General features: G+C 75.1%; 7 protein-coding genes. 3 read left to right on the forward strand and 4 right to left on the reverse strand.

The genetic code is table 11. The annotated features are described in order from the left end of the window. Positions 1-8: 8 nt before the first annotated feature. Positions 9-12,305: an amino acid adenylation domain-containing protein gene (locus ACZ6RT_RS21555; protein ID WP_470155611.1), complete on the reverse strand. Its 12,297-nt coding sequence runs from the start codon at positions 12,303-12,305 to the stop codon at positions 9-11. Between the two features lie 134 nt (positions 12,306-12,439). Between ACZ6RT_RS21555 and ACZ6RT_RS21560 the strand changes: the two genes are divergently transcribed. Then, complete coding sequence (locus ACZ6RT_RS21560) at positions 12,440-13,873, forward strand: salicylate synthase (RefSeq protein WP_470155613.1); 1,434 nt, start codon at positions 12,440-12,442, stop codon at positions 13,871-13,873. A gap of 130 nt (positions 13,874-14,003) precedes the next feature. Here ACZ6RT_RS21560 and ACZ6RT_RS21565 read toward each other — a convergent pair whose 3' ends face one another. Further along, positions 14,004-14,576 (reverse strand): dihydrofolate reductase family protein, encoded by a 573-nt coding sequence (locus tag ACZ6RT_RS21565; RefSeq protein ID WP_470155615.1) that lies wholly within the window; start codon positions 14,574-14,576, stop codon positions 14,004-14,006. A gap of 107 nt (positions 14,577-14,683) precedes the next feature. On the opposite strand from ACZ6RT_RS21565, the gene ACZ6RT_RS21570 reads away from it, so the two are divergent. Further along, complete coding sequence (locus ACZ6RT_RS21570) at positions 14,684-15,298, forward strand: TetR/AcrR family transcriptional regulator (protein ID WP_470155617.1); 615 nt, start codon at positions 14,684-14,686, stop codon at positions 15,296-15,298. A gap of 89 nt (positions 15,299-15,387) precedes the next feature. Here ACZ6RT_RS21570 and ACZ6RT_RS21575 read toward each other — a convergent pair whose 3' ends face one another. Next, on the reverse strand, positions 15,388-16,959 hold the full coding sequence (locus ACZ6RT_RS21575; RefSeq protein WP_470155618.1) for a (2,3-dihydroxybenzoyl)adenylate synthase: 1,572 nt from the start codon (positions 16,957-16,959) through the stop codon (positions 15,388-15,390). A gap of 3 nt (positions 16,960-16,962) precedes the next feature. After that, positions 16,963-17,370 carry an aspartate 1-decarboxylase gene (panD, locus tag ACZ6RT_RS21580; protein ID WP_399194982.1) on the reverse strand — a complete coding sequence of 136 codons (408 nt, stop codon included), beginning with the start codon at positions 17,368-17,370 and terminating at the stop codon, positions 16,963-16,965. 56 nt (positions 17,371-17,426) lie between these two features. On the opposite strand from panD, the gene entS reads away from it, so the two are divergent. Continuing rightward, positions 17,427-18,731, forward strand: coding sequence for an enterobactin transporter EntS (gene entS / locus ACZ6RT_RS21585; RefSeq protein WP_470155620.1), 1,305 nt, complete (start codon positions 17,427-17,429; stop codon positions 18,729-18,731). The last annotated feature ends 19 nt before the right edge of the window (positions 18,732-18,750 follow it).

Consider the following 18,750-nt stretch of genomic DNA (forward strand, 5'->3'; position numbering starts at 1 on the left):
GAAGCGCCTCACTCCAGGCGGTCGACGAGCTCGGCCACGCTCTGGGACGTCATCAGCGTGGCGATCCGCACCCCGGCGCACCCGGGCTCGCGCCGGATCCTGCGGACCAGCTGCATGGCCAGCAGCGAGTGACCGCCCAGGTCGAAGAAGTTGTCGTGCGGCCCGACCGCGTCCACCTCCAGGACCTCGGCGAACACCCGGCACAGCCGCTCGGTGAGGTCGTCGTCGCGCCGGGACGCCGGTCCCGTGGCGGCGGCGGTGACCGTGCGGGCCTCCAGCGTGACGGGCAGGTCGCTCAGGCGCGTCTCGGGTTCGGCCGCGACGCGTCCCAGCACGTCCAGGAGCGCCCCGATCATCGTGTCCACGGTGGCCGGGTCGAACAGGTCGGCCGAGTAGTCGACGATCAGGTGGAGCTCCTCCCCCCGCTCCCGGAAGATGAAGTCCAGGTCGAACTTGGCCGCGGGCGGGCTGAACAGCGCCTCCCGCTGCCGCAGCCCGGGGAAGTCCACCTCGCCCATGGCCTGGTTCTCGTAGCCGACCATCACCTGGAACAGCGGGTTGCGGCCGGGCACCCGCGGCGGGCGCAGCGCCTCCACCAGCGCCTCGAACGGCAGGTCCTGGTTGGCCAGACCGGCCAGGTCGGTGTCGCGGACACGGGCCAGCAGCTCGGCGAAGGACGGGTCGCCCGAGGTGTCGGCGCGCAGCACCAGCGTGTTGACGAAGAACCCGACCAGGTCGGCGACGGCCTCGTCGGTGCGGCCCGCGACCGGGCTGCCCAGCGGGATGTCCTCCCCCGCGCCCGTACGGTGCAGCAGCGCGGCCACCGCGCTCTGGCAGACCATGAACATGCTGGCCTGCGCCGAGCGGGCGAGCTCGCGCAGCCGCCCGGTCAGCGCCGCCGGCAGCCGCCTGGTCGCGGTCCCTCCGCGCTGGCCGACGGTGGCGGGCCTGGGCCGGTCCACCGGCAGCGGGATCTCCTGCGGCATGCCGGACAGCGCCCGCGCCCAGTAGGCGAGCTGGCGGGCGTGCAGGCTGCCGGGGTCGGCGGGGTCGCCGAGCAGCTCGCGCTGCCAGAGCGTGTAGTCGGCGTACTGCACCGCGGGCGGCTCCACGGCCGGTGCCGCGTCCCGCAGCCGCGCGGCGTAGGCGCGGGCCACGTCCCTGGCGAACGGGCCGAAGGACCACTCGTCGAACGCGATGTGGTGGAAGACCGCCAGCAGCAGGTGCTCGTCCGGCCCCTCCTCGATGAGCGCGACCCGCAGCGGGATCTGCGTGGCCAGGTCGAACGGGCGCGCGATGACCTCCCCGGGCGCCGCCGAGGTGACCTCCAGGACCGGGCGGGCCTGCTCGGGCGGCAGGACGCGCTGGAAGGGCACGCCCTCGTGCTCGGCGAAGACGGTCCGCAGGCTCTCGTGCCTGGCGGTCACGTCGCCGATCGCGGCCTGCAGCGTGGCCACGTCGAGCCTCCCGCTCAGGTGCACCGCGAGCGGCAGGTGGTAGGCCTCGCGCGGCCCCTCGTCCTCGCGCAGCATCTGGTCCAGCAGCCACAACCGGCGCTGGGCGTACGACAGCGGGACGCGCTCGGGCCGCTCGGCGGGCACCAGCGGGGGCCGCAGCGCGACCCCGGCCCGGTCGTGCAGCCGTCCGGCCAGCTCGGCGACGGTGGGCGCCTCGAACAGGTCGCGGATGGCCAGCTCGGTGCGGAGCACCGCGCGGACCCTGCCGACCAGCCGGGTCGCCAGCAGCGAGTGACCGCCCAGCTCGAAGAAGCCGTCGTCGATGCCGACGCCGGAGACGTCGAGCACCTCGCCGAACAGCGTGCACAGCAGGTGCTCCACCGCGGTCCTGGCGGCGCGCCCGCTCCCGCGCGGCCCGTGCCGGTCCGGGGCGGGCAGGGCCCTGCGGTCCAGCTTGCCGTTGACGGTCAGCGGCAGCGCGTCCAGCGTCACGATCGCGCTCGGCACCATGTAGCCGGGCAGCCTGCGCTTGAGCCCCTCGCGCACCCGGGCGGCGAGCGCCCCGTGGTCGCGGGCCGCCGCCGGGTTGCTCGCGTACGAGGCGGGCCTGCGGTCGGGGTCGGCCGGAGCGTACGCGGCCCCGCCGCCGAAGACGGCGTCGTAGTACCCGATCTCGGCCGAGGGGGTGATGACCACGTCCGGGTCGAGGGCGTACAGCGACTCGGGGTCGACCCCGCGCGGGGGCTCGCCCAGCAGCTCGCGCGCCCGCCTCGGCGAGGCGCCGCCCTCCAGGGCGCGCAGCGCGGCGAGCTCGCCGGACAGGCGGGGGTCGGGGATGCCCCGCACCCGCAGCGGCCCGGCCGGGCCCGCGGGCGGCAGGGTGCCCGGCCCGGCCCAGTCCACCACCGGGGTCTCCTCCGCCGGTACGGCGGGCGGGGTGACCGGCGCCTTCCACAGCGTCACGTCGTAGCGGTGCCTGCTGAGCTCGTTGTGGTGCACGCCGCGCTTGGCGCGGACCTCCACCCGCGCGGCCACGCCGAGGGCGGTGAAGAACGCGGGGTCGAGCAGCAGCTCCTTCTCCATCCGGACGGCGCGGTCGATCGCCGCGGTGACCGCCCGCGGGTCGCCGCCGTCCCCGTCGTCGTTGCCGTCGCCGAGGCGGCCGAGCCGGACGGCCGCGTGCAGGCAGCGCACCGACCGCAGGTCGCGGACGTCGCCGACGAACAGCGCGCCGCCGGGGGCGAGCAGGTCCATCGCGGCGCCGATCACCTCGGCGAGGTAGCCGGCGCTCGGGAAGTACTGCACCACCGAGTTGACCACGACGACGTCGAAGTGCCCGGCGGGCAGGCCGGCGGTGTCGTGCGCGGGCCGGCAGCTCAGCCGTACCGGCGAGTCCGGGCCGAGGTCGGCCTGGAGCTTGGCGATGACGGGGGCGGCGAAGTCGGTGCCCCAGTACTCCTCGCAGTCACCGGCGAGCCGCGACAGCAGCAGGCCGGTGCCGACGCCGATCTCCAGCACCCGCCGGGGCCGCAGCGCGGCGATCCTGGCCACGGTGGACTCGCGCCACTCGCGCATGTGCTCCAGCGGGATGGGCGTCCCGTCGTAGCTGCTGTCCCAGCCCGCGAAGTCCTCGGCGTGCACGGCCGTGCCGATCTCGGTGTACTCGGCGTCGTAGATCTGCCGCCACTCCGCCAGGTGCTCGGCCTCGGCCTCGGGCTGCGCGGCGCCGTCGGGCACCACGTAGCCGACGAGGCGCTTGACCCCGGGCACGTCCGTGCTCACCGCGACGACCGCGGCCTGCCCGACGCCGGGCTCGGCCGCCAGCGCGGTCTCGACCTCCTCCAGCTCGACCCGGTAACCGCGGATCTTCACCTGCTCGTCGGTACGGCCCAGGAAGTCGATGTTGCCGTCCTCGCGGACCCGTACCAGGTCGCCGGTGCGGTACATCCGCTCCCCCGCCTGGAAGGGGTCGGCCACGAACCGCTCGGCGGTCAGGCCGGGCCGGTCGAGGTAGCCGCGGGCCAGGCCGGCGCCGGAGATGTAGAGCTCTCCGGGTGAGCCGGGCGGGACCGGCCGCAGCCAGGCGTCGAGCACGTACCCGCGGGTGTTCCAGATGGGCTTGCCGACGGTTGGGGTGGCGCTGTCCTCGGTGCCGCCGCCGAGGGTGTTGATGGTGTACTCGGTCGGGCCGTAGAGGTTGTAGCCGAGCGTCCCCTCAGTGCGCGCGAGCCGGTCCCACACGGCCGCCGGGACGGCCTCGCCGCCCAGCAGCACCAGCGGCGGCCGGTGCTCACCGTCGAGCAGGCCCTCCTCCAGGAGCTGCTGCGCGTAGGTCGGCGTCACGTTGATCACGTCGATCCGGTGGCGTCGCAGGTACTCGGTCAGCGCCTCGGCGTCGCGCCGCAGCTCCTCGTCGCAGACGTGCACCTCGTGGCCCTCGATGAGCCAGAGCAGTTCCTCCCACGACATGTCGAAGGAGAACGACACGGTGTGCGCGATCCGCAGCCGGCGTCCGGCCGAGGCCACGACCGGGTCGAAGATGTTGGCCCGGTGGTTGAACTGCATGTTGGTCAGGCCCCGGTAGGGGGTGACCACGCCCTTGGGCCGGCCGGTCGAGCCGGAGGTGTAGATCACGTACGCGGGGTGCTCCAGCCGCCCGGGGACGTCCCTGCCGAAGCCGGGCGTCTCCTCGCCGGTCAGGCCGGTGCCGGGCAGCCGGTCCAGGCGCTCGCGCACCGCGGGGTCGTCGAGCGCGATCGTCTCCCCCGGGCAGGTCAGCCCGGCGGCGATGGCGCGGTGCGAGACCAGGCAGGCCGGGGCGGCGTCGGCCAGCATGAAGTCCAGCCGGTCGGCCGGGTAGTCGAGCTCCAGCGGCAGGTAGGCGGCGCCGGTCTTGAGCACCGCGAAGAGCGCGACGACCATCTCCGCCGAGCGGGGCAGCGCGAGGGCGACGACCCGTTCCGGACCGGCCCCGTGCGCCAGCAGCAGCCGGGCCAGCCGGTTGGCCGCGGCGTCCAGCTCGGCGTAGGTCAGCCGCACGTCCGGCTGGGAGACCAGGGCGAGCTCGTCCGGGGTGCGCGCGGCCTGCTCGGCGAGCAGCTCGGCGATGGTGAGCTCGGGCACGGACCGCTCGGAGTCGGCCCAGTCGCGGCGCAGCCGGTCGTGCTCGCCGGGCAGCAGCAGGTCGAGCCGGTGGCAGGGCCCGGCCGGGTCGGCGGCGACGGCCTCCAGGACGCGCACGTAGCGGTCGGTCAGGCGCGCGGCCTCGGCCTCGGTGAAGGCGTCGCCCCGGTACATGACGCGCAGGCCCGCGCCGGGCTCGACGACCATGGTGACCGGGTAGTGGGTCGCGTCGCGGACCTGGCGGCCGGTCACCCGCACGTCGCCGCCGGGGCCGAACCCGCGCCCGACGGGCATGCCGGGGAAGTTCTGGAACACGAAGAGGGTGTCGAACAGGGTGCCGAGACCGGTCTCCCGCTGCACGTCGGCGAGCGCGACGTAGGAGTGGTCGAACAGCTCCGACTGGAAGGTCTGCACCCGCTCCAGGACGGCGCGGAGCGGGTCGGCCGCCGAGGCCCGCACCCGGACCGGGACGGTGTTGAACAGCAGGCCGACGATGGACTCCACCCCGTCGACGTCGGGGTGGCGGCCGGAGACCGAGACGCCGAAGACCACGTCGTCGCGGCCGGTCAGCCCGGCCAGCAGCAGTCCCCAGGCGCTCTCGTACAGGGTGCCCAGGGTCAGGCCGGACTCGCGGGCCAGGGTGTCGAGGCGGGACGCGAGGTCGCCGGGCAGCGCCCGGTGGATCTCCCCGGCACCCGCGAGGTCGGCGGGGCGGCCGGTCAGCTCGGGCCTGATCAGGGTGGGCTCGTCGAGGCCGTCGAGGGCACGGGCCCACGCCTTGAGCGCGGCCTGGCGGTCCTGGGCGTTGACCCAGTCGAGGTAGGCGTGGAAGGGGACGGCCGGGCGGTCGTGCTCGGCCTCGGCGTCGGTGTAGAACTCCAGCAGCGAGGTGACCAGCAGGGCGCCCGACCAGCCGTCCAGCAGGATCAGCTCGGAGGTCAGCACCAGCCGGAAGTCCTCCTCCCCCACCCTGGCCAGCGCGAAGCGGATCAGCGGCGGGGAGTCGGGGACGAACGGGCGGGCGCGCTGCGCCTCGACGAACGCCTCCAGGCCGTCCGCCCCGCCGATCCCGCCGACCCGGTCGGTCTCGCCGGTCTCGCCGGTCGTCCCGGTGAGGTCGGCGAAGGTCCAGTCGACCTCGAAGTGCTCGGGGACGAACTGCACGGTACGGCCGCCGTCGGTGCGGAACCCGGCGCGCAGGTTGGGGAACTTCAGCAGCACCCGGCGCGCGGCCCCGGCCAGCCGGTCCGCCTCGACCGGTCCGGTCAGGGTCACCACGGCCTGCTGGACGTAGATGTCGCGGTCCTCGCCGGCCATCATCAGGTGGAAGAGCAGGCCCTCCTGCAGCGGGGAGAGCGGCAGCTCGGCCCGCTCCGGGCCGGAGGCGCCCCCGGCCGGGGCGTCCGTCGCGGGGACGCCGGGCACGGACGCGTCCGGTACGGGGACGTCCGGCGCGGACGCGTCCGGTGCGGTCGCGGCGGCCGGGATGCGGGCCAGGGCCTCGACGGTGCGCAGCCGGAACACGTCGCGGACGGTGAAGGCGAACCCGGCGCGGCGGGCCCTCCCCACCAGCAGGGCGGCGCTGATGCTGTCGCCGCCGGTGCGGAAGAAGTCATCGTCGGCGTTGACGGCGTCCCGCCCGACGGTCTCGGCCACCAGCCGGGCCAGGGCGCGCTCGGCCCCGGTCTCCGGGGCCCGTCCCGCGCGGGCGGCGGGCTCGGGCAGCGCCCGGCGGTCGAGCTTGCCGCCCGGGGTCAGCGGCAGCCGGTCGAGGCCGACGAGCACGGCCGGGACGAGGTGGCCGGGCAGGGTCTCGCGGAGCCCTTCGTGCAGCGCGTCGAGGTCGGTGCCGGGCTCGGTCTCGACGTAGCCGACCAGGCGCGGCCCCGAGCGGAGCGCCACGGCCGCCCGCCGCACCCCGGGCCGGGCCGCGAGCGCGGCCTCGACCTCCCCGGGTTCGACGCGGAAGCCACGGATCTTGATCTGGTCGTCGGCGCGGCCCAGGAAGTCCAGGGCGCCGTCGCGGCGGCGGCGCACCCGGTCGCCGGTGCGGTAGAGCCGCGAGCCGGGCGGGCCGAAGGGGTTGGCGACGAACCGCTCGGCGGTGCGGGCCGGGTCGCCGAGGTAGCCGCGCGCCAGGCCGTCCCCGGCCAGGTACAGCTCGCCGACCGTCACCTCGCGCAACCCGGCGTCCAGCACGTACGCCTCGGTGCCGGTGATCGGGACCAGTCCCCCTGCGCCCTCGGCGATCAGGCTGTCGCCGGCCGCCTCGGAGCAGCCGTACAGGTTGACCAGCCGGGCCGGGACCCGCGCGGCCAGCGCGGCGGGCAGGGCCTCGCCGCTGCTGACCCAGGTGGTCACCGAGCCGAGGTCGCCGGCCTCGCCGGCCCGCAGGAGCGCGGACAGCAGGCCGGGCACGACCGTCACCAGGTTCACCCGGTGCCGGCGGATCAGGCCGGCCAGGGCGAGCGCGTCGACGGCGGTCTCGTCGTCGGCCACGACGACGGTGTCGCCGACCACGAGGCCGCCGAGCAGTTCGGTGCTGCCGTCGATGAAGGCCGGTGAGCTCTTGGCGACCCGCGTGCCGACCGGGGCCAGGTCCATGCCCCAGGCCAGGCGGCCGGCCAGGGCCCGCTGGGTGCCGGCGACGGCCTTGGGCGTCCCGGTGGAGCCCGACGTGAAGATCACGTACGCCGGGTGGTCGGGCAGCGGCCGGGTCCGGGCGCGGGGCGGCGCGTCCGGGGGGAGCTCGTCGGCCCCCAGGACCAGCAGCGGGCGGGCCGCGTCGAGCATCAGGTCGATCCGGGAGCGCGGGTAGGTCGTGTCGATCGGCAGGTAGGCCGCGCCGGTCTTGAGCACCGCCAGCAGGGCGATCACGAACTCGGCGGAGCGGGGCAGCGCGATCGCGACGATCCGCTCCGGCCCGGCGCCCGCCGCGGCGAGCCGGTCGGCGAGGGCCTCGGCGCGCTCGTCCAGCCCGGCGTAGTCGAGCACGGTGTCGCCGAAGACGACCGCGGGGGCGTGCGGCGTCCGCGCCACCTGGGCCTCGACCATCTCGGCGACGGTCAGGCCGGCGGCCCCGCCGTCGCGGGTCTCGCGGAGCTCGCGGAGCTCGCGGGTCTCGCGGGCCTCGCGGGCGGTGACGGCGGGCCGGGCGGCCGGGGCGCCGAGCGCCGACAGGCGCCGCGCCGGGTCCTCCACGGCCCGCCTCAGCAGCTCGGCGAGGTCGTCGAGCAGGCCGGTGACGGTCTCGGCGTCGTAGAGGTCGGCGGCGTAGGCCACGAACCCCTCGATCAGGTCCTCGCCCTCGGAGAAGTAGACGTCCAGGTCGAACTTGACGCCGCCGGTCCGCGGCAGGAACGGCTCGGCGCGCACGCCCGGCAGCCGGAGCCGGACGTCCTCCAGCCGCTGGTGGACGATCATCACCTGGAACAGCGGGCTGCGGGCCAGCGAGCGCTCCGGCGCCAGCCGCTCCACGACCTGCTCGAACGGCACGTCGGCGTGGGAGAACGCGGCCAGGTCGGCACGGCGGACCCGCTCCAGCAGTTCGGTGAAGGCCGAGTCGCCGGACAGGTCGGTGCGCAGCACCACGAGGTTGACGAACACGCCGACCAGGTCGGACAGGTCGGCGTCGGCACGGCCCGCGACGGGCGTGCCGAGCGCCACGTCCTCGCCCGCGCCGGCCCGGTGCAGCAGCGCGGCCACGGCGGCGTGCAGGACCATGAACACGCTGGTGCCGGTCCGCAGGGCCAGCTCGCGCACCCCGTCCAGCGGCAGCCGGAACGGGACGAGCCCGCCGCGGTGGCTCGCCTCGGCGGGGCGGGGCCGGTCCGGGGGCGGCGTGCTCTCCTCGGGCAGCCCGCGCAGCGTCCGCTCCCAGAAGGCGGTACCGCCGGCGACCTCGGGGACCCGGCTCCGCCAGACGGCGTAGTCGGCGTACTGCACCGGCAGCGGCGCCCAGTCGGGCGCGGCGCCCGCGGCGCGGGCGGTGTAGGCGCGCGACAGGTCGGCGAGCAGCGGCGTGAACGACCACTCGTCGGCGGCGGCGTGGTGCTGGAGCATGACCAGCACCGACTCCTCGGCGGAGACGCGCAGCAGGGTCGCCCGGATCGGCAGGTCGGTGGCGAGGTCGAAGACGTGCGAGGCGGCCCGCGTCTCGGCCTCTCGCAGCCACTCCTCGGAGCGTCCGCGCGCGTCCACCACGTCGAAGGCGGCCTCGCCGGTGGCCAGGACGCGCTGCACGGGCAGGCCGTCCTCCCCCTCGACGAGCAGGGTGCGCAGCGCCTCGTGGCGGGCCACCACGTCGGCGAAGGCGGCGCGCAGCGCGTCGACGTCGACGGGGCCGCGCAGGCGCAGGCCGAGCGGGAGCGCGTCGGCGGCCGAGGGGCCGCGCAGGCGCTCCTCGAACCACAGACCGCGCTGCGCGGGCGAGGCCGGGACGACGTCCGGCCGGACGACGTCGCGGACCCGGGGGCCGGTGCCACGGGTCAGGCGGGGGGCCAGGGTGGCGACCGTGGGCGCCTCGAAGACGTCGGCGATGGTGAGCTCGGCGTCCAGCGCGGCGCGTACCCGGCCGGCCAGGCGGGTGGCGAGCAGCGAGTGGCCGCCCAGCGCGAAGAAGTCGTCGTCGATGCCCACGCTCTCCAGCCCGAGCGTCTCGGCGAAGACCGCGCACAGCGCGGCCTCGCGCTCGTCACGCGGTTCCCGGCCGGAGACGCGGACCTCGGGGGCGGGCAGCGCGGCCCGGTCGAGCTTGCCGTTGACCGTCCGCGGCAGCGCCTCCAGCAGGACGGTCGCGGAGGGCAGCATGTACTCGGGAAGCGCCCCGGCCGCGGTGGCCCTCAGGCCGGCCTCGTCCAGGCCGTCGTCCAGGTCCGGGTGCGGCACGACGTAGGCGACGAGCCGCCTGTCGCCGGGGGTGTCCTCGCGGACCACGACGGCGGCCTGCGCGACACCGGGGTGGGCGGCGAGCACCGCCTGCACCTCGGCGGGCTCGATCCGGAAGCCGCGGATCTTCACCTGGTCGTCGCCGCGGCCCAGGTACTCCAGGGAGCCGTCACGGGCGCGGCGGGCCAGGTCGCCGGTGCGGTACATGCGCTCACCGGGCGGGCCGAGGGGGTCGGCGACGAAACGCTCGGCGGTCAGCCCCGGACGGCCGGCGTAGCCGCGGGCGAGCTGGACGCCCGCCAGGTAGAGCTCACCGGGGACGCCGACCGGCACCGGGCGCAGCGCGGCGTCCAGGACGTAGGCGCGGGTGTTGGGGAACGGGTGGCCGATCCCGTCCGACGGCAGCTCGGCGGAGGTCGCCCAGATCGTCGCCTCGGTGGGCCCGTACATGTTGACGGCCGAGGCCGCGGTGGCGTGCAGGGTGCCGGCGAGCGCGGGCGGCAGGGCCTCGCCGCCGACCAGGACCCGCAGCCCGGCCAGCGCGGACGGCTCCAGCGACCCCAGCAGCGAGGGGGTGCCCTGGACGACGGTCGCCCCGGCCAGCGCCCGGCCCAGCGCGGCCGGGTCGCGCACGGTCTCGCGGCTCGCGGGGACCACGGTCGCGCCGCTGATCAGCGGTACGTACAGCTCCAGCGCGGCGATGTCGAAGGCGATCGTGGTCACCGCGACCAGCCGGTCGCCGGCGCCCAGGGCCAGGCGCTCCCGCATGGTGAGCAGGAAGGCGGTGAGCGCCGAGTGCGGGACGGCCACGCCCTTGGGGCGGCCGGTCGATCCCGAGGTGTAGATGACGTACGCCAGGTCGCCGCCCCGCACCGGCCGCGCCTCCGCGCCGGCCGCCGTGCCCGACGCGACGGCGGGCGCGGGGGCGTCGAGGAGGAGCACGTCGGTCCCGGGCGGCAGGAGCGCGGCGGTCTCCGCGGTCGCGAGCGCGCAGAGCGGGGCCGCGTCCTCGATCATGTACGCCAGCCGGTCGGCCGGGTGGTCCAGGTCGAGCGGCAGGTAGGCGGCGCCGGCCTTGAGCACGGCCAGCAGCGCGACCACCAGGTCCGGGGTGCGGGGCAGGGCCAGCGCGACGACCCGGTCGGGCCCGGCACCGCGCTCGCGCAGCAGGCCGGCGAGGTCGCGGGCGCGCCGGTCCAGTTCGGCGTAGGTGAGCGCGCCGGACTCGCCGTCCACGGCGACCGCGTCCGGGGTGCGCGCGGCCTGCTCCTCGAACAGGGCGGTGACCGTGGTGTCCGGGACGGGACGCGCGGTGTCGTTCCACGCCTCCAGCAGCGCCGACTCGGCCGCGTCGAGCAGTTCCAGGTCGGCGATCGGCGTGTCCGGGGCGTTCACCGCGCCGCCCAGCAGCGTCTCCAGGTGGACCAGCAGCGCGTCGATGCGCTCGTCGTCGAAGAGCTCGCGGCGGAAGGTGGCCTCGACCGTCATGCCCTGCGGCCGGACGAACGCCTCCAGCGACAGGTCGAAGTGGGTGGTGCCGTTGTGGATGTGCGTCCAGCCCGTGGTGAGGCCGGGCAGGTCCAGCTCACCGATCTCCTGGGCGAGGAAGAGCAGCATGGTGTCGAAGAACGGCGACCCGCCGCGCCTGCGGGCCGGCCGCAGCTCCTGCACGATCGTGTCGTACGGCAGCGTCCGGTTCGCGAACCCCTCGGTGCAGGTCTCGCGCACCCGGTGCAGCACCTCGCGGAAGGTGGGGGCGCCGGACAGGTCGGTGCGCAGCACCAGGGTGTTGCCGAAGTTGCCGGCCAGCCGCTCGATCTCGATGTGCTCGCGGTTCATCACCGCCGAGCCGATCGCGATGTCGGTCGCGCCGGTGTAGCGGTGCAGCAGCACCGCGTGCGCGGCGAGCATCACCATGTACGGGGTGAGGTTCTCCCGGGCGGCCAGCGCGCGCATCCCCGCGGTGACGGCGTCGTCGAAACGGCGGGCCCGGCGCCCGCCGCGCTCGGAGACGACGGCTCCGCGCGGGCGGTCGGCGGGCAGGTCCAGGGGGGCCGGGGGCGGGTCGAGGCGCCGGCGCCAGTACTCCAGCTCCTCGGCGGCGCGCGGGCGGCCCTGCTCCCAGGCAGCGTAGTCGGCGTACTGCACCGGCAGCGGGGGCAGGCCGTCCGGCTCGCCGGAGAGCGCGGCGCGGTACAGCGCCGACAGGTCGCGCGAGAGCGACCCCCAGGTCATGCCGTCCCAGGCGATGTGGTGCACGACCAGGACCAGCGCGTGCTCGTCGGCGCCGAGCCGGAGCAGTTCCAGCCGGATCGGCCGTTCGGTCCGCAGGTCGAACGGGAGCGCGGCCAGGTGCGCGGCCCGGGCCTCGGCGTCGCCGCAGTCGTGCGGCGGCAGGTCGAGGGAGTCGTCGTCCAGGACGCGCTGCACCGGCCCCCCGGCGCCCTCGCCTCCCGCGCTGTTCCCGCTGTTCCCGGCGTCCCCGGCGTTCGCGGTGCTCGCCACGTTCCCGGTGTCCCCGGCGTTCGCGGTGTGCTCGTCGTCCTCGTCGTAGACGGTGCGCAGCACCGCGTGACGGCGGATCAGGCCGCGCAGGGCCTCGCGCAGCGCCTCGACGTCGAGCGGGCCCGCCATGCGCACCAGCAGGCAGACGTTGTAGGCGGGGCTGTCGGGGAACGTCCGGTGGTGCAACCACATGCTCTGCTGGGCGTAGGACAGCGGGGCCGGTCCCGCCGAGGCGCGCGGGACGATCCCGTCCCTGCCGGGCCCTAGCCCCGCCTCGGCCATCATCCGCCGCATCAGTTCACGTCGCCGCGCAATGTCCTGCTGTTGCCGCACGCTCAACTCTTCCTTTGGGGCCGGGGCCGGGCACTGTCCAGCGTCTGGCTTAGGTTAGCCTTGCCTCTTAAATTCACACAAGGTTAGGCTTACCTAATTAGTCGGGAAGTTCGTCCCGCGGAGGGGTGGGTCTTTTGTCCTCTGGTGTCAGCACCGATGAGATGCGCGCGCACGTGGTGGTCGGCGACGTGGCCGACCCGCTGTCGTTGGTCACGCGCCTGGCCGGGTCCGGCCTGTTCACCGACTATGTGGTGTACGAGCGGCCGGGCCGCTGGACGTTCGCGGGCGGGGTGGCCGGTGAGGTGATCCTCGAACCCGGCGTCGTGCGCAGCCGCTGGGCGGACGGTCCCGCCGAGGAGGAGACCTGGTCGGGACGTCCCTCCGCGGCACTGGAGGCCGCGCTCCGGTCGGCTCCCTGGCCGGCCTGGAACGCCTACGGCTGGATCGCGTTCGAGTTCGCCGCGCACGTCCCCGCGGGACGGCTCGCCCACCTGGTCGTGCCGCGCACCGAGGTGCGGATCGAGGAGGGACGCGCCGTGGTGACGAGCGCGGACCCGGGCGAGGCCGAACGGGTCGCCGCGCTGCTGTCCGAGCCGGTCGCGCCGCAGGTCCCGCCGTCGGCGGTGTCCCCCGTCGCGCCCCCCGCCATGTCCCCCGTCGCGTCCTCGCCCGAGGTCGCGGTAGGGGTCGAGGTCGCGGCGGCGCTGTCGCCGTCCGCGGCCCCGGCGCCGTCCCTGGCGCCGTCCCCGGTCGACGTGCGTCCCGGTGGGGACGACTACCGGGCGCGGGTGGCCAGGGCCGTGGCCGAGATCGGTGCCGGGCTCTACCAGAAGGTCATCGTCTCGCGCCGGTTGCCGGTCCCGTTCCCGGTCGACGTCGTCGCGACCTACGCGTGCGGACGCGCCGCCAACACCCCTGCCCGGTCGTTCCTGCTCGACCTGGACGGCTTCCGGTCGGCCGGGTTCAGCCCGGAGGTGCTGGTCAGCGTGGACGAGGCCGGTACGGTCACCACCCAGCCGCTGGCCGGCACCCGGGCCTTCGGCCGCGGCGAGAGCGTGGACTCGCTCACCCGCCGCGAGCTGGAGGGGGACCCCAAGGAGATCTTCGAGCACGCGGTCTCGGTGCGCGCCTCACAGGAGGAGCTGTACCGGGTCTGCGCGCCCGACACGGTCCGCGTCACCGGCTTCATGACGGTCAAGGAACGCGGCAGCGTGCAGCACCTGGGCTCCAGTGTCAGCGGCGAGCTGGCACCCGGCCGCACCGGCTGGGACGCCCTCGACGCGCTGTTCCCCGGGGTGACCGCCTCGGGCATCCCCAAGCCCGAGGCGATCGACGCGATCGCCCGGCTGGAGGAGCCCCGCGGGCTCTACGCGGGCGCCGTCCTGTCGATCTCGCGGGACGGGGCGATGGACGCCGCCCTGGTGCTGCGCGCCATCTACAGCGAGAACGGCCGGGCCTGGCTGCGGGCCGGTGCCGGCATCGTCTCCGGCTCGACCCCCGAGCGTGAGTACGAGGAGACCTGCGAGAAGCTCTCCAGCATCGCCCCGTACGTGGTCCCGAGCGCCTAGCCGCCGTGTTCCCGTGCCACCCGGGCGAGGCGCCCCCGCCCGGGTGGCACGCGCTTTTCCCCACCGGCACCGTCCGGCGACCACCCGGCACCGCAGGGCCGGTAGGTCCGTCCCGGCCCGGCGTGGAACCTCACCGCGCCGGCGTCCCGGGAACCGCGACGTCGTAGGTGAGGAGCAGGGCGCCCGAGGCGAACCGGCGGGTGTCGGTGAGCCGGAGATCCGCCTTCGGGTACGTGCCGTCGAACAGCGGCGTCCCGCCGCCGAGCAGGACGGGGTTGACGACGAGCCGCACCTGGTCCAGGACGCCGAGGCGCACCGCGGAGGTGGCGGCCCGGCCTCCGGCGAAGAGCGCGAGGTCGCGCCCGTCCTGGCGCTTGAGGTCGCCGAGGAGGCGGGCAGGGTCGTCGCCGAGCGGGTGGGAGTTGTGCCACCCGGTGTGCGGGAACGTACGGGACAGGACGTACTTGGGCAACTCGTGCATCCGGCGCCGCTGGGTGGTCGAGACCTCCTCCCCGGCCGTCGGCCAGTACGCGGCGAGCTGCTCGAAGGCCGTCCGGCCGAAGACCATCCCGTCGATCGACTCCAGCAGGGCGTCGATGTGGCCCTGGAACTCCTCGTCGGCGAACCGCCAGTCGATATCACCCGCGGGGTCGGCGATGTAGCCGTCGAGCGACACGTTGATGTGCAGGAAGAGGCGTCTCACGGGATCTCCTCGAAGTGGCGATGACTTTTTGATCGGGCGAACAAGAAGTCGTGACCGGCACGGTTCCACTTCTTGAACGGGCTGTCAAGAAGTTGTAGGCTCCCCCCATGCCACGCACCGGACGGCCCCGCTCCTTCGACGACGACCAGGTCATCGGGGGCGCCCTGGAGATCTTCTGGCGGCACGGCTACGCGGCCACGTCGCTGCGGGACCTCAAGGGGAAGATCGGCGTGCTGCCGGGCAGCCTGTACGCCGCCTACGGCGACAAGCACGCGATATTCCTGCGGGCGCTGGGGCGTTACGTGGACGCGAGCCGGGAGCAGGCGGACGGGATCGCGGCCGGGGGGCCCGTCCTGCCGCGGGTCCGCGAGCTGCTCCTCGGCGCCCTCGAGGCCGCGCGGGCGGAACCCGGGCGCGGCTGCATGCTCGGCAACACCGCGGCCGAGCTGCTCCCGCGGGACGAGGCGGCGGGACGGCTGGTGCACGACGGCTTCGGCGCGCTGGAGGGCGGCCTGGAGCGGGCCCTGAACGCCGCGCGACGCTCCGGCGAGGTTCGTCCCGACGTCGACTGCGGGGCCCAGGCCCGCCTCCTGCTCGCCCTGATGCAGGGACTTCACGTCGTCGCCCGGGCCGAGGCCGACCCCCGCCGCCTCACCGACGCCGTCGACGCCGCCCTCGCCTCGCTGACCGTCCGGCACGGGGGCGACCGCCCGGACCGGTGACCCTGCCGACCCCGCCGACCCCGCCGTCCGCGCCCGGGGACGCCCCCGGACGGGGACGCCCCCGGACGCGGACGTCCGCGCCGGGACGCTCAGTTCAGGTCGGCGGCGAGCTCCTTCTTGCTGACCTTGCCGACCGGGGTGCGCGGGAAGGTCTCGACCAGCCGGACGCGGTCGGGCCACTTGTAGGCGGCCACGCCGCGCTCCTTGAGGAACGCCTTGATCTCCCGCAGCGTCGGCGCCTGGCCGCGGACGATCAGGAAGGCGCAGGTCCGCTCCCCCATCGCCGCGTCCGGTATGCCGACCACCGCGGCGTCGTGCACCGCCGGGTGGGCCAGCAGGTGGTTCTCCAGCTCCTCGGCCGAGATCTTGTCCCCGCCGCGGTTGATCTGGTCCTTGGCGCGGCCCTCCACGACGAGGTGTCCCGTGGGCAGCCGCCGCACCAGGTCACCGGTGCGGTAGAAGCCGTCGGGGGTGAAGGAGCGCGCGTTGTGCTCGGGCGCGCGGTAGTAGCCGCGCAGGGTGTACGGGCCGCGGGTGAGCAGCTCGCCGACCTCCCCCGGGGCGACCTCGGCGCCCTCGGAGTCGACCACGCGGATCTCGTCGGCCGGTGAGAGCGGCCTGCCCTGCGTGGTGTCGACCAGCTCCCTCGGGTCGTCCAGCCGGGTGTAGTTGAGCAGCCCCTCGGCCATTCCCAGCACCTGCTGCACAGCGCAGCCCAGCACCCCGGGGACCTGGGCGGCCCGCTCGGCCGCGAACTTGGCACCGCCGACCTGGAGCAGTTCGAGCGAGGACAGGTCCTCCTCGGACCAGGAGGCCGCCTCCAGCCAGAGCAGCGCGATGGGCGGCACCATCGCGCAGACCGTGACCCGCTCCCGCTCGATGAGGGGGAACGCCTCGTCGGGAGAGCCCGAGGGCGCCAGCACGACCGTGCCGCCCTTGGCGAACACCCCGAGCACCCCGGGGCAGGCGAGCGCGAAGTTGTGCGCCACCGGGAGCACCACGAGGTAGACGGTCGCGGGGGTGAACCCGCACACCTCGGCGCTGGCCTCCAGGTTGTAGACGTAGTCGCGGTGGGTGCGCGGGATGAGCTTGGGCAGGCCGGTGGTGCCGCCGGAGAGCAGGAAGACCCCGACGTCGGCCGGGCCGGGCCGCTCGTAGGACACGTCACCGGGGTCGGCGTCGAGGTCGGCCAGCGCGAGGAACTCCTGGGCGTCCCCGTCCACCACGACGTGCTCGACGGAGAGCGAGCGGGCCAGCTCGCGGTGGTCGAACCCGCCGTGCACGTCCGGGATGACGTACGCCCTGGCCTCGCTCAGCTCGCACAGGTAGCCGATCTCGCTGCTGCGGTGCGCGGGCAGGGCCAGCACCGGGGCGGCGCCGATGCGCACCAGCGCCAGGAAGACGACGACGAACGAGGACGTGTTGGGCAGCTGCACCACGACGCGGTCGCCGCGCCGGATGCCGAGCCGGGCGAAACCGGCGGCGGTGCGCCCGGCACGCCGGTCCAGCTCGGCGTAGGTCAGCCGCTCGTCCCCGGCGACCAGCGCGACCCGCTCCGGGTCGCCTCCGCGCAGCACGTCACCGAGGAGGCGGTCGCTCCAGTAGCCCTCGGCCACGTACCGGGCCTCGAACTCCTCGGGCCAGGGGGTGAACCCTTCCACGTCTCACCGCCCCGCGAGCTGGGCCGGCTCGCCGGGGACCGGCTCGGCCGGGTCGTTCCCCAGGGCGACGATGCGGTTGGCGGAGTCCACGTGGACCACCTTGGGCAGGTGCGCCCGTCCCTCGGCGTCGTCGAAGGTGCCGTACGAGATGATGATGACGAGGTCTCCGGGGTGCACCAGATGGGCGGCGGCACCGTTGACACCGATGATCCCGCTGCCCGCCTCACCGGTGATGGCGTAGGTGACCAGGCGGGCACCGTTGTCGATGTCGACGATGTGGACCTGCTCCCCCTCGACGATGTCGGCGGCGGCCATCAGTTCGGCGTCGATCGTCAGGGAACCCACGTAGTGCAGGTCCGCCTGGGTCACCGTGGCGCGGTGGATCTTTCCGTTCATAAGGACCCGCTGCACTGTCTGCCCTCTTTCCCTAAGGTCAACTAAGGTAAGGCTCACCTTATCCACTCTGCATGTCGAGGAGAACCCCGAAGATGCTCCGCCATCTGGCAATGGACATCGGCCCGCTCCGTACCAGCAGGGCCTTTCGCGACGTCTTCATCGCGCGCACCGTCTCGGTCTTCGGCATCGGGATGCTCATGGTGGCGGTCCCGGTGCAGGTGTACGCGATGACCGGCTCGACGGTGCACGTCGGCGCGGTCTCCTCGGCCGAGGGCTTCGCCCTGCTGGCGGGTTTCCTGTGGGGCGGGGTGCTGGCCGACCGGCACGACCGGCGCCGGCTGATGCTCGTCGCGCGGACCGCGGCCGGGCTCGGCTTCTCGCTGCTGACGCTGAACGCCTTCCTGCCCTCCCCCTCACTGGCGGCGATCTACGTGCTCGCGGCCTGGGACGGGCTGGCCACCGGCGTCAGCGTCACCGCGCTGCTGGCCGCGACCCCGGCGCTGGTGCCGCCCGACCGGCTGGTGGCGGCGGGCGCGCTCAACGCGCTGACCGTACGGCTGGGCTCGATGCTCTCCCCCGCGCTCGGCGGCCTGACCGTGTCGGCGTTCGGGGTCGGCTGGAACTACGCGGCCGCGGCCGCCGGCACGCTGGCCACCCTCGGCCTGCTGGCCAGGCTGCCCGCGCTCAGGCCGGTCACCGAGGTCACCGAGAACCCGCTGCGCGCGATCGGCTCGGGGCTGCGGTTCGTGGCCTCGCACCGCGTCGTCGGGTCGCTCATGCTGCTCGGCCTGCTGTTCATGGTGGCGGGCGGCATCCCGGTGCTGATGCCCGCGTTCGCGACCCTGCAGCTCGGCGGCGGCCCGGCCACGGTCGGCCTGCTGTACGCGGCACCGGCCTGCGGCGCGGTGCTCGGCGCGGTCACCAGCGGCTGGACGGGCCGCTCGCGCTCCCCGGGGAAGGCGCTGCTCGTCGCGTCGGTCTGCGGGTTCGCCCTGCTGGCCTGCCTCGGGCTGGCCCGCCATCCCGCGCTCGCCGTCGCGATCCTGTTCGGGTACGGGCTGGTCGCCTCCATCGAGGAGATCCTCCGCTACGGCCTCATCCAGGCGCACACCCCTGACGGCTACCTCGGACGGGTGAACGCCCTGTGGTCGGCCCAGGAGACCGGCGGCGAGGCCGTCGGCTCGCTCGGCGCGGGCGCGCTCGGCCGCTACCTGGCACCCGGCACCGCGATCGTCGTGTACGGGGCCGCCAGCGCCGCGCTGGCACTGGCGCTGGCGCTGACGCTCACCGGCCTGCGCGGCGCGACCCTGGCCCCCGGCGAGCACGGGGACCAGGGCGAGCACGAGGGCCAGGACGAGGAGGCCGGGACACGGTGAGACGGGCCACCGGGTCCCG

This window comes from Streptosporangium sp. NPDC050148, from assembly GCF_055586505.1.